Consider the following 11746-nt stretch of genomic DNA (forward strand, 5'->3'; position numbering starts at 1 on the left):
GCGCACCGCAGCCGGGACACGGCGCGCGGTAGGCGCGTTGCTGGGTGACGTCAGTCACAGCAGATGAAGCTCAGTGCCGGACAGAAGGCACGCGCAGCGAAGGGCCGCCCCGAGCAAGCGACGGCCCCCTCGGGGGGCAGCGCAGTACACGAAGTGACAAGCGTGGGGGCCACATACTTAAACTAACTTTTTGAGCAACTCGGCCTTCTTGGCGTCGAACTCTTCCTGCGTGAGGATTCCCTTGGCCTTGAGTTCCCCCAGCTTCTCGAGCGTTGCCATGACATCGTCTGGCTTGACCGCCGCGGCGGCGGCAGCCGAAGCCGCCTGGGCTGCGCCGCCCTGCAGGCCCTGCTGCAGGTTTTGCGCCAGCACCTGGCCCAGCGCCACACCRGCACCCAGGCCCATGGCGTCGCCGGCAATGCCGCCGCCCGACCCGGCACCCTCGGCGAACTTGGGAATGGCCTGCGCCGTCTGGTACTGCATGAACTTGCCCATGTCGTTGCCGACCATGCCCATGCCGATTTTCTGGTCGAGGATTTTTTGCAGCTCTTCGGGCAGCGAGAGGTTCTGCACCGTCATGCCCTCGAGCTTCAGGCCGATCTTGGCAAATTCGGGCACGAGCTGCGCCGCCAGCGCCTGTGCAAACACGAGCTGGTTCGCGGCCAGATCGAGGAAGGCAATGTCGCTGGCTGCAATGGCGGCGGAAATGTTCTGCAGCACCAGGCCGCGCAGCTGTCCGTCAAGGTCGGCCGTGGTGTAGCGGTCGCGCGTGCCTGAAATTTCGGTGTGGAAAAGCTTGGGGTCGGCAACACGGAAGTTGTAGTTGCCGAAGGCGCGCAGCCGGACAGCACCGAAGTCCTTGTCGCGAATGGTGATGGGCTGGGGCGTACCCCACTTCTGGTCGATCTGCTGGCGGGTGCTGAAGAAGTAGACGTCGCTCTTGAAGGGAGACTCGAACAGCTTGTCCCAGTTCTTGAGGTAGGTCAGCACCGGAATGGTCTGCGTCGTCAGCTTGTACATGCCGGGACCGAACACGTCGGCGATCTTGCCCTCGTTGACGAAGACCGCCATTTGCGATTCGCGCACAGTGAGCGAGGCGCCGTACTGGATTTCCATGTCGGCCATCGGAAAACGCCAGGCCAGTGTGCCGTCGTCGTCCTCGGTCCACTGGATGATGTCGATGAACTGTTTCTTGATGAAGTCCATTAAGGCCATAGCGCGCTCCCTTGAGTGGTTGTCGGCCACATGATACCCGCCGATAACGACTTTTTTACGTTATTTACTGGCCCTGACCGCCTCCAGTGCAGTTCAGGCCGCGGCCCTGCTCCGCGCAGTCCTGCGGGACCAACCCGGCACTGCGCGGATCAGGGAACCCTGCCAGGCGGAAAGTCGGCCCATCGGCCGCAACGCCGCCTTCATCCTTGATGCCGAAGGCGCGCAGGGACTGCTGACGGCGCTCATCGCCTTCCAGGACTGGCAGCGCCGTACCGTTCACAATACGCGCGTCACCGGTACGCTCCGCGGTACTGGCCGGGGCAGGCGTGATATTGGCTGTCGTGACGGCCGCCGTATTCTGCAAGGTGTAGTTGCCCGCGTCGGCGCCTGACAGGGTGATACCGGTAATGCTGACGGGCTTGCCGTTGCCGACGGCGGGTGTGTCGAAGTTGCCGGTCGCGGCGCCCACCGTCAGCACGTCCGCGCCTATGCGGCCGGCAAAGGCCGCGCCGCCGGTCGCCAGCGTGGCTGATGTGGTGCCGTCCTGCACCTTGTTCGCGGCGGTGATGCCGCTGACATTCGCAATCGAAGCCGGCGTGATGCTGGCCGTGGTGGCGGCCGTGCTGTTGACGCTGTAGTTGACCGCATCGGTGCCGGTGATGGCAATGCCGCCGACGTTGACGGTTTTACCCACGCCTGCATTCTTGTCGGCAAAGCTTGCCGACGTGTTGCTGGCCGCGAGTACATCGCCGGCAACCCGGTTGTCGGCCAGTGTCACGGTTGCGGCAGTGCCGCCGTCGTACACCTTGTTTTGGGCCGCGGCGCCCACGGTGAGCGCGCGCTGGGTGATGTTTGCCGTGGTCGCCGTCGTCGTGTTGAACGTGTAATTGCCAGCATCGGTGCCGGTGATGCCGATGCCGCTGACGCTGACGGCCTTGCCGGTGCCCACGTTCTTGTCGCCAAAGCTGGCCGCCGTGTTGCTGGTGGTGAGCACGTCACCGGCGACGCGGTTATCCGCCATGGTAACGCCGGCTGCCATGTTGCCGTCGTAAACCTTGTTGGTTCCCGTGGCGCTGACCGTGAGAGCGCGCTGCGTGATGTCGGCCGTGGTGGCAGCCGTGGTGTTGGCCGTGTAGTTCCCGGCGTCAGTGCCGGTGAGAGCGATTCCGGTGACGTTGACCGTCTTGCCGATACCCGCGTTCTTGTCGGTGAAATTCGCGGCCGTATTGCTGGCGGTCAGCACATCACCCGCGATGCGGTTGTCGGAAAGCGTCACGGTGGCAACGGTTCCGCCGTCATACACACGGTTCTGGCCGGTGGCGCCGACCGTGAGCGCGCGCTGTGTGACGTTGGCCGTGGTGGCTGCCGTGGTGTTGGCGCTGTAGTTGCCCGCATCGGCGCCGGTGAGGGCAATGCCGCTGACGTTCACGGTCTTGCCGGTGCCGACGTTCTTGTCGATAAAGCTCGCGGCGGTATTCGTGGCGGTCAATACGTCGCCGCTGAGGCGGTTGTCGGTGAGCGTGACGGTGGCTGCGACGCCGCCGTCATAGACACGGTTCTGGCCGGTGGCGCTGACCGTCAACGCGCGCGGCGTGATGGTCAGCGCGCCATTGGTCAAGGCCAGGGTGTAGTTTTCGCTGTTGGTACCTACACCGGCAGTGATAGCCACCGGTCCGGCCGCCACGGCTGTCCGGTCAACGGCTGTGGTGGTGTAGTTCACGCCCAGGCCGGCGATCGTGTCACCGTCGATCAGCCCGCTTACCACGCCCGTCAGCAGCGGGTTGGTGTCGCCATACACCTTGGTCTTGTTGTCGGCCGTAACCGTCAAGGTCGGCGCGACGCGGKAGAGGAAAGTATTTGCGCTGCCGGCCGGTACATAGCTGGCGTCGCTGTTGTAGCGCTTGCTGTAGCCGGCAACGCCCTCAAGCGTGGTGCCGGGGTCGCCGCTGTAGACCAGGTAGCGGCCGGATGCGGCCACGATGCCGCCCGCGCCCACATTGTTGACGAGCTGGCCGCCGGTGCTGACGCCGGCCGCGTTGGCGCTGCCGGCCTTGAGGACCACGGCATCGCCGGTGGCGGAAGAATTCACGGCATTGTTCAACGTGAGATTTGACGCCGCGCCGGTGGTTTCAATTTTGACCGCGCCTGTGGCGGTTACGCCTGCTGTCGCGCCGACCGTGCCCACAACCATTGCGCCGGCCTGCCTGTAGTCGACGCTGCCGGTGCTGGCGGCGAGCGTGGTGACGGCATTGCCCGCGTTTGCCAGGGTGTAGGCGCCGGCGGCGCCCGTCAGCGCAAGTCCCGAGGCCGCGATGGCGCCAGACTGGCTGACAGCACCGCCTGCAGACAGGGTGACGTTGCCGGTGGTCGCAATGGCTGCCACGTCGAATCCGGCCGCGCTGCTGTACTGGATGGCCCCCGCCGCATTGGCCGTGTCTGCGGCATTGCGGGCCTGCAGGTTGATGGCGGTGTTGGTGTTGCCGCTGTTGTTGAGCGTGATGCCACCGCCGGCGTTGACCAGCGTTTTGACCTGCAGCGTGCCGGCCGTGATGTTGCCGGTACCTGCAGTCTGGGTGACCGCGCCCAGTGCTGTCAGGTTCAGTGTGCCGCTGCCGACGTTTGAGGCCGTGCTGCCCACACCCAGGTTGACGGCGCCCGTGCTGCGCACGAAGGCGTTGGCATTACCGGTGGTGTTGACACTCAGGTTGCCGGCCGCCACGTCGATGCCGTTGCTGGCGTCGGTGCCGATCTGGCCGTTGGCATTGAGGGTGAGGTTCTGCGCGGTGATGGTTTGCACACCCACATCGGTGATGGAGCCGGCATTGAGCGTCAGGGTCTTGCCGGCCAGGCCGACCGCGCCGCCTATGGTCATGGCGCCAGTGCTGGCCGTATCGCCGATGATGATGGGGCCGGTGGCACCCGTGGCGAAGGCGCTGACTTCCGCGGCCGTGAGGTCAAAGCCCGAAGCGCCCGACAGTGACATGGTGCGGCTCGCGGTTTTCGCCTTGAGCGTCAACGCGCCACTGGTCGCCAGCGCGTTGTTGCCGGTGTTCGCGGCGATGGCGACCGTGTCGGCCGTGATCGTGATGGGCCCGCTGCCGGCAACCACGTCGACGTTGTTCTGCGTGTACGCGCCGGTGCCGGTGTCTATGGCGACAGCGTTGTTGACGGTGCTGATGTTGCCAGCCACCGTTGTGCTGTTGTTGCCGTTATTCAGTGTGAAGCCGCCCGCCGCCGTGATGGCATTGAGGGTGGCGATGTTGTTGGCCTGGGTGCCAAGGTTCAACGAGCCTGCGCCCGTGCCGGCCACTGCCAGCGAGGCCGTCGTCACAGCGCCCGACTGCGTAATGTTGCCGCCGGATTGCAGCGTCAATGCCCCTGTGGTGTTGACAGCGGCCACGTCGAAGCCGGTGGCGTCGCGATAGCTGACTGCCCCATTGGCATTGGCTGTGTCGGTGGCATTGCGGGCACGCAGATCGACCGTGGCGACCTCGTTGGCGGCATTGTTCAATGTGATGTTCGCCGTGCCTGCGGACAGCGTTTTGGCCACCAGCGTGGGCGCGGTGATGGCACCCGTCTGGGTGATGGTCGCGCCGGCCACCACTGTCAGGCTGCTATTGGCAACGGAGGTGCCCAGCACCACGGCATTGGCATCGCGCAGCGAGACGTTGTTGCCGCTGGTGATGGCCACGCTGGAGAAATTGTTGGCGGCATTGGCCAGCGTGATGTCGTTGGCCGCGCCGGCGGCCAGCGTGGTGGCGCCGGTGACCGTCACCGCGCCGGTCTGTGTGATGGCGCCGGCCGTATTCAGCGCCAGAGAGCCCGACACCACTGAGGTCCCCATCACCAGCGCATTGCTATCGGTGATGCTGACGTTATTGCCCGTGGTAACAGCCACCGCCCCCGTGAAATCGTTGCCGGCGTTGGTCAGCGTGATGTTGTTGCCGGCGCCGGCCGCCAGGGTCGCAGTGGTTGCCTTGATGGCGCTGGTTTGCGTGAGCGCGCTTCCGGCCGTCAGGGCCAACGCACTGACGTTGAGCGCGCCATTGAGGCTGATGTCGCCGGTGTCGGCGCCGGCGGTAGTGGCCGTCAGGGAAGTGGCGCCTGTGACGCCCACCGAAGCACCGCCCATGGCGCCCACGGCGATGTCGTTGGCGGTTACGGTCAGCGCCGACAGGGCCAGGCTGGCGCCCGTGGCGCCGGCAATGCTCACGTCGCCGTTGCCTGCCTGCAGGATCAGCGTACGGCCCGAGGCCTGGCTGTTGACCGCTCCGTCGAACTGGATATTGGCGCCGGCACCCGCGCCGGCATTGCCGCCGCGCGAGTCCACAGTGATGCTGGCCGTATTGAGCAGTGCGTCATCCTTGATACGGATCGCACCGCCAGCACCGGAGACCGCGCCGCCGACCTGGTTGCCACCTAACGCTGTAAGCCCGCCGGCAAGGGTGATGGTCGGCGTGGCGCCCGCTGCGTCGAGTGTGATGGCGCCTGCGTTGCCGCCCGCCGCCACGCCTGCGCCGCCGTTGCCGCCGGTGGTGGTGATGGCGGCGACCGATACATTGCCGCCGGTGGAAGCCATCGACACCGCGGCGCCCTGCCCGCCAGCCTGGTTGACGCCCGCGCCGTTGCCGCCAATGGCGCTGATCACGCCGGTGCTGCCGATGGCTGCCGTGGAATTGACTGTGACCGCACCACCGTTGCCGCCGGCACCCGCGGTGCTGGCGTTGGTGCCGTTGGCCGTGATGGCCGCCGTGGTGACGCCTGCGCCGGAGATGTCTACCGTGCCGGCATTGCGCCCGTTGGCCGTGCCGGCAGTCGTGCCGCCGCTGGTGACTATGGCGCCGACCGCCACTGCGCCGCCGGATCCGCTGACGCTGACATTGCCGCCGTGGCCCGAAGTGCCGCCCGTAGTGGTCAGCGTACCCGCCGTGAGGTTGCCAGCCGTGTTGCTCAGGGTAATGCTGCCTGCCGAACCGCCTGCGCCCGTGCCGGCTGCATTGCCGCTTTGCGCAGCCAGTGCACCCACCGTGACAGCACCGGCAACGGTGTTGGCCACGCCGATGCTGCCCGCGTTGCCGCCGTCGCCGTTGGTGGTTCCGCCTGCCCCCCCGCTGGCCGTCATGCCTGCGGTAGTGACCGCCCCCGTGGAGGTGATGCTGACGGCGCCGCCGCTGCCGCCCTTTTGACTGGACGTGGCCGCTGCCGCACCGCCGCTAGCGGTGATGATGCCGGTGCCCATGTTGAGGCCGGCGCCGCTGATGGTGACTGTGCCCGCATCACGGCCAGCCAGACCACTGACCGTGGTGCCGCCGCTGGTGGTGATGTTGTTATTGACGATAGCTACCTGGCCCAGCGCCGAAAGGCTGACGTTGCCGCCGTTGCCCTTGGCACCACCGGTGGTGGTGACAGCCGCAGTGGACAGTGTTCCCGCAGCGGCGGTGTTGCTCACGGAAACACCGCCGGCCGTGCCGCCCGCGCCGGTGCCCAGCGCGTTACCGGTTTGCACCGTCAGCGTTCCGGTGGTGATATTGCCGCTGCCGCTGTTGTTGACGGTGATGCTGCCGGCATTGCCCCCGGCCGCATTGGTGCCGACCGCTGCGCCGCCGCTCGCCACGAGATTGGTGACCGTGATGCCGTTGTTGCCGCTAATGGAAATCGCCGCACCGTTGCCGCCGGCCTGGTCACCCGTCAGCGTGCCATTCGTGCCGCTGGCAGTCACGGTGGTGCCGGTCAGCAGGCCTCCTGTGGCCTGCAGCGTGACGGAACCTGCGTTGCGTCCCGTCGTGCCCGCGTTGGCGGTGCCGCCGCTGGAAACAACCGCGCCTGTCGTCAAAACACCGCCCGTCGAGGTGACGCTGATGTTGCCGCCGTTGCCGTTGGCGCCACCCGTGGTGGTAAGCGCACCGACTGTCAGCGCCGTTCCGTTCAGCGTGATGCTGCCGGCCGTACCGCCGGCGCCCGTTCCGGTCGCGCCACCCGTTGAGGYCGTCACTGCCGCGGTGCCCAGCGTACCGCTGCCCGTGATGCTCACCACACCGGCATTGCCGCCGGCCTGGTTGGTGCCCAGGCCCGCGCTGCCACTGGCGCTGACCAGACCCGTGACCGAGCGGTTGACGCCCGTCACCGTAATATTGCCCGCATTGCGGCCAGCGCCGGTGCCACCGGCCAGCGCCGTGCCGCTGGTGTTCAGCGTGCCGGTAACCGTCACGCCGCCCTGCGAGGCCAGTGCGACCGAGCCGCCGTTGCCGCCTGCCGTGCCGCTGCTGTCTATCGCGCCGGTTCCGATGTTGGCGCCGGCCGCGTTGTTGGTCACGCTGATGCCGCCGGCCGCGCCGCCGGCACCTGTACCCACTGCCGCGCCCGTACGTGCCGTAAGCCCACCCAAGGCAATCGCGCCTGCCGATGTGGAATTGTTCTGCACCGTGATGCTGCCGGCATCACCACCGTCACCGTTCGTGGTGCCACCCGTGCCGCCGCTGGCGGTGAGCGCGCCCGTGGTCACGGCATCGGTGGTCGTGATGCTGACGGCCGCGCCGCTGCCACCTTTCTGGTTCGACGTGGCAGCTGCCGCGCCACCGCTGGCCGTGATGGTGCCCGTTCCCATATTGAGGCCGCCGCCGCTGATGGTGACGGTACCGGCATTACGGCCGGCCAGGCCACTGACCGTGGTGCCACCGCTGGTGGTGATGTTGTTGTTGACAATGGACACCTGACCCAGCGCCGACAGATTGACATTGCCGCCGTTGCCCTTGACACCACCGCTGGTGAGGATGGCCGCGGTGGACAAGGTACCGCCGGCCGCCGCGTTGGCCACGCTGACGCTACCGGCCGTGCCGCCTGCACCTGTGCCTACCGCATTGCCGGTTTGCGCCGTCAGCGTTCCGGTGGCGATATTGCCGCTGCCGCTGTTGTTGACCGTGATGCTGCCGGCATTGCCGCCGGCCGCGTTGGTACCCACGCCTGCGCCGCCACTGGCTGTGAGGTTGGTCACCGTGATGCCGCTGTTGCCGCCAAGGGAAATCGCCGCGCCATTGCCGCCGGCCTGGTCGCCTGCCAGCGCGCCATTGGTACCGCTGGCCGTAATGGTCGTGCCGGTGAGCAGGCCGCCCGTGACCTGCAAGGTGACCGCYGCTGCGTTGCGACCCGCCGTGCCGGCATTGGCCGCGCCACCGCTGGTATTGATGACRCCGGCYGTCAAAACGCCCGCCGTGGACGTGACACTGACGGCGCCGCCGTCGCCGTTGGCGGTGCCTGTGGTCGTCAGCGCGCCGGCTGTGACGGCGCTACCTGTCAACGTGATGCTGCCGGCGTTGCCGCCGGCACCCGTTCCTGTTGCGGCACCTGTTTGGGACGTGATGCCGGCCGCGCCAAGTGTGCCGCTGCCGGTAATGCTCACCACGCCGGCGTTGCCACCCGCCTGGTTGGCACCCAGCCCCGCGCCGCCGCTGGCGGTGATCAGGCCCGTGACCGAGCGGTTGACGCCACTCAGGGTGATGTTGCCGGCGTTTTTTCCTGCGGCGGTCACCCCGGCGCCGATAGCGCCGCCGCTGGTGTTGATCGTTCCGCCGACCGTGAGAGCGCCTTGCGAACTCAGGACGACGTCGGCGCCGGCGCTGTTGGTGCCGCCATTGGCCGTCACAGCCCCTGCGATGGCGAGGGCTTGCCCGGCCGCGTTGTTGGTCACCTGCACAGCGCCGGCGGTGCCGCCCGTGCCGGCGCCGAAAGCAGCCCCGCTGTTGGAGCTCAGTGCTCCCAGCGAGATGGCGCCGGTGGTGGCCGAATTGTTGATGACGGTGATGCTGCCCGCGCTGCCGCCGTTGGCCGGCGTGGCAATGCCCGCACCGCCCGTGGTGTTGATGGCGCCTGCGGTGATGCCGCCCGCGGCAGCCGTGATTTGCACATTGGCGCCGTTGCCGCCGCTTTGGCCGGCGCCTATGCCTGGCGTGCCGTTGGCCGTGATGTTTCCGGTACCGGTGCTCACGCTTGCGCCTGAGAGCGTGACGGTGCCGGCATTGCGGCCTGCATTGCCCGCCAAGGTGACGCCGCCGGCCGTATTGATCGCGCCTGCAGCACCAGTGGACAGCGCACCCAGGGCACTCAGGGTGACGGCACCGCCGTCGCCTTTGGTGCCGCCGGTGGTGGTGATGCCTGCCGTCGTGACATTGCCGGCCGCTGCCGTATTCGTGACGGCGACGCTGGCCGCGGTGCCCCCTGCGCCCGTGCCGATTGCATTGCCGGTTTGGGCCGCCAGGGTTCCGGTGGTGATGTTTCCGCTGCCGCTGTTGTTGACCGTGATACTGCCGGCATTTCCGCCGGCAGCATTGGTGCCCACACCCGCGCCGCCGCTGGCCGCGAGATTGGTGACGCTGATGCCACTGTTGCCGGTAATGGAGATCGCCGCACCGTTGCCGCCGGCCTGGTCGCCCGTCAGAGTGCCGTTCGTGCCGCTGGCGGTCATGGTGGCGCCGGTCAACAGACCACCCGTGGCCTGCAGCGTCACCGTTCCGGCATTGCGCCCGGCCGTTCCCGCATTGGCTGTGCCGCCGCTGGAAACGATCGCGCCTGTCGTCAAAACGCCGGCCGTCGAGGTGACGCTGACAGTGCCGCCGTTGCCGTTGGCGCCGCCCGTGGTCGTCAGGGTACCAGTGGTCACTGCCGTGCCGTCCAACATGATGCTGCCTGCTGTGCCGCCCGCGCCGGTACCCGTCGCTGCACCGGTTTGTGTTGCGATGTTGTTCGTGCCCAGGCTGCCGCTGCCGGTGATGCTCACCACGCCGGCATTGCCGCCGGCCTGGTTGGTACCCATCCCTGCACCGCCGCTGGCGGTGATGGCACCGGTGATGGCGCGGTTGACGCCCGTGATCGTGACGTTGCCGGCGTTCTTGCCTGCTGCGGTCATACCGGTACCCAACGCGCCGCCGCTGGTGGTGATCAGCCCGCTGACGGTAAGGGCACCTTGTGAGCTCAGGGTGACATCGGCACCGGCGCTGTTGGTGCCGCCGTTGGCCGTGATGGCCCCCGTGGTGAGGCCTTGCCCGGCCGCATTGTTGGTCACCTGCACGGCACCGGCCGTGCCGCCAGCGCCGGTCCCGAAGGCCGCTCCACTGCTGGAGCTCAGCCCTCCCAGTGAGATGGCGCCCACCGTCGCCGAGTTGTTGATGACGGTGATCGTGCCCGCATTGCCGCCGCTGGCCAGGGTGGCAATGCCCRCACCGCCCGTTGTATTGATGGCACCGGCAGTGATGGCGCCCGTGGCCGTGACTTGCACATTGGCGCCATTGCCGCCATTTTGGCCAGCGCCTATACCCGGCGTGCCGTTGGCGGTGATGTTGCCCGTGCCGGTGCTTACGCTTGCACCCGAGAGTGTGACGGCGCCGGCATTGCGGCCGGCATAGCCTGCCAGCGTGACGCCACCGGCCGTGTTGATGGTGCCAGCAGCGCCGGTGGACAAAGCTCCCAGCGCACTCAGGTTCACGGCGCCGCCGTCGCCTTTGGCTCCGCCCGTCGTGGTGACTCCCGCGGTCGTCAGGTTGCCCGCGGCAGCCGTATTCGTCACCGAAATGGTGCCGGCCGCACCGCCGGTACCGGTGCCCGTGGCCGTGCCGGTCTGTGCGGCCAGCGCGGCGGCAGTGATGTTGCCGGCACCGCTGTTGGTAACCGTGATGGTTCCTGCATTGCCGCCCGACGCATTGGCGCCCACACCGGCCCCGCCACTGGCGGTCATGGCTGCGCCTGCGATGCCGCCCGCGGCGACTATGGAGACTGCGCCCGCGTTGCCGCCGTTGCCGGCCGTGTTGCCGGCCGTGCCGTTGGCCGTTACGGCGCCCAGCGCGGTGATGGCGCCGGCCGCCGTGATGTTGATTGCACCGGCATTGCGGCCTGCAGTGTTGGCCAATGCCGTGCCGCCGGTGCTGGTGACGGTGCCCGCGCTCAATGCACCGGCGGAATTGAGCGTGATAGCGCCACCGTCGCCATTGTTGCCGCCCTGGGTGGTGATGTTGCCGGCGCCCAGGCTGGCGCTGGCCACGCTGTTGGTCACGGAGATGCTGCCAGCCGTGCCGCCAGCGCCGGTGGTGACCGCATTGCCGGTGCTGGCGGTCAACCCGCTCACAGCGACGTTACCGGTGCCGCTGTTAGCCAGGATGATGCTGCCCGCGTTGCCCCCGGCCGCGATGCCCGTCGTGCCAGCGGCACCGCCACTGGCCGTGAGGGTGCCTGTGCTGGAGATGCCGCCGGTGGAGGTAATGCTGATACTGCCGCCCGTACCACCTGCCTGTCCAGCCCCCAGCCCGGCGGAACCGCTGGCGGTGATGGCGGCGGTGGAGACACCGGCGCCCGAGATGCTGACGGCCCCGCCGCTGCGGCCCGGGTTGCCGGTGGTGGCAGTGCCTCCTATGGCGTTGATGGCCCCGAGCAGGTTGACAGTCCCTGTGGCGTTGAGGGTGACGTTGCCGGCATTGGTATTGCCGGCGCCGGTGGTGGTGATGCTACCGGCCGCGGTGCTGGTGATATTGGCCGCCGAAAGGTTCAC

2 protein-coding genes and 1 pseudogene are annotated in these 11746 nt (G+C 67.8%); 1 reads left to right on the plus strand and 2 read right to left on the minus strand.

Annotated features, from left to right (window positions below; genetic code table 11):
* Positions 1-177: 177 nt before the first annotated feature.
* Both AC1D1Z_RS28465 and AC1D1Z_RS28470 read right to left on the minus strand, forming a co-directional pair.
* Positions 178-1206, minus strand: coding sequence for an SPFH domain-containing protein (locus AC1D1Z_RS28465; protein WP_477852283.1), 1029 nt, complete (start codon positions 1204-1206; stop codon positions 178-180).
* A 73-nt stretch (positions 1207-1279) separates the two neighbouring features.
* Positions 1280-11317 carry a YDG domain-containing protein gene (locus AC1D1Z_RS28470; protein WP_477852284.1) on the minus strand — a complete coding sequence of 3346 codons (10038 nt, stop codon included), beginning with the start codon at positions 11315-11317 and terminating at the stop codon, positions 1280-1282.
* Here AC1D1Z_RS28470 and AC1D1Z_RS28475 point away from each other — a divergent pair.
* A pseudogene (locus tag AC1D1Z_RS28475) lies at positions 11298-11746 on the plus strand (hypothetical protein); the annotation flags it as partial. The gene AC1D1Z_RS28470 and the pseudogene AC1D1Z_RS28475 sit on opposite strands and share 20 nt — an antisense overlap.

It is taken from the genome of Rhizobium sp. P1_E1, assembly GCF_056406015.1.